The sequence below is a fragment of the Hanstruepera marina genome, from assembly GCF_019880635.1.
GTDB lineage: Bacteria > Bacteroidota > Bacteroidia > Flavobacteriales > Flavobacteriaceae > Hanstruepera > Hanstruepera marina.
This window is the reverse complement of record NZ_JAINVX010000009.1, coordinates 1-1,137: the sequence shown is the minus strand read 5'-3', so window position 1 is coordinate 1,137 and position 1,137 is coordinate 1. Positions and strand designations below refer to the sequence as shown.

Sequence of the window (1,137 nt, the reverse complement as noted above, 5' to 3'; positions counted from 1 at the left end):
AACGGTTTTGGCTATGGTTTCGTTGCGGAATGGTTCGGGAGAACTATTCCGCCGTAAACCAAAGTTAGCAAACACGTAGGAATTTCCGAGAGGAAATTCCGCCGCAATGAATTATAGCCGTTGTTGGGCACAGTATTTTTTAATCGGTTATTTTATTTTGCATTTTAATCGGCTGTATTCCTACAACTTTATCTTTTTCGTCAAAAATCAACTTTATCATTTCACTTGGCGGACTTGATTTGTCGTCAGAATATTTATACTGAAGTAGAGTAAACATACTTCCATTTAATCCCATTTGAACTCCGCTGTAAATCAATTCTGTCTGTTTCTCAAAATTGATGTTCTCAATCAAGATATTGATTTGTTCATCTGTTACTTTTTCAAGTATTAAGTCCGATAGAAACTCTTTTGATTTTGGTAAATCCTTTGCTTTTAAATAATTGAAAAATTCAATTTTTATTTTTTCCAATTCTGCCAATTTTTTATCATCCAGTTTAGGAATTATTTTTTCTTTTTCCTTTGATTGGTTTCTAATATAAAGTCTTATTCTGTGCGTAGGATTGATAGTCATCGCACCTTTTTTCTCGTAATGGTTAGATGCAATTGAATATAATTCTACTTCTGTACTATCATTAGGATTCCAAGTAGATTTCTCTTCAAAGAAATTCTTTTGGTCATATTGAGCAAGATTTGAGTAATTACTTTTAACTTTTGGTTGTCCGAAATCCTCTGAAATATCTTTTTTGAGTTCTTTGTATTTGGCGATTAAAGCTTTTTGAAATTTCTCTGATTTTTGATTATTGTCTTGTCTCTCAAAATTCGAAACATCCCATTCGTAGAGAATGTAAGACATTGTTGAATCAGCTTTTTTGAAAAAGTAAAAAGCGGTTAGATCAGGAATTACTTTCTCTTTTCTTAAATATTTAATTGGTTGAGCTTCTCCGCTAAATGAAACGTGATTTGAAGTAGTCGGAATTTGTTCGCTTCCCAAACTTTCTTCCATTTTTAAATATTCAGCTAGTGAAGTATTATGAATGTCAAAATTAAACTCCTGTCCAAAAACAGAAGTTGAGATTAATAAAATTCCGATAATTATGTATTTCATTCGATGTTTATTCATATTGTGCCCAACGTGTT

1 protein-coding gene is annotated in these 1,137 nt (G+C 31.6%); it reads right to left on the bottom strand.

Annotated elements, in window-relative coordinates; all coding sequences use genetic code 11:
- Nucleotides 1-139: 139 nt before the first annotated feature.
- On the bottom strand, nt 140-1,137 hold a 998-nt coding region (locus tag K7G76_RS15320; RefSeq protein ID WP_223035091.1), incomplete at its 5' end, for a hypothetical protein.